This is a genomic window from Bradyrhizobium uaiense (genome assembly GCF_010811875.1).
Taxonomy (GTDB): Bacteria; Pseudomonadota; Alphaproteobacteria; order Rhizobiales; family Xanthobacteraceae; genus Bradyrhizobium; species Bradyrhizobium uaiense.
On sequence record NZ_VKHP01000723.1, the window covers coordinates 1 to 253 of the forward strand.

A 253-nucleotide genomic window follows, 5' to 3' on the forward strand; every position below is an offset into this window, starting at 1 on the left:
GTGTTCAGCGAAGCCACCGTCCCGCTCAGCGAGATCGACGGACCGTCATCGTGGAAGGTGACGTGGCTGCTCAGGTCGAGCTTCTGGCTCGCCGTATCGCCGTCCTTGTCGGTCACGGTTGCAGTGAGCGTCACCAGGCCGCCGGTCAGGCTGATGCCCTCATGGGTGTCCGGGCTCGACGCGGTGTTCTCGTGCACCGCGCGGTCCTGCGTCAGCGTCACATTGCCCGTTGCCGGATCGACCGTCAGCGTGA

Annotated in this window: 1 protein-coding gene; it reads right to left on the reverse strand. The window is 66.0% G+C overall.

The features are described 5' to 3' along the window. The coding region (locus FNJ47_RS47225; RefSeq protein ID WP_206685429.1) for a DUF5801 repeats-in-toxin domain-containing protein at positions 1–253 on the reverse strand (253 nt) is incomplete at both ends.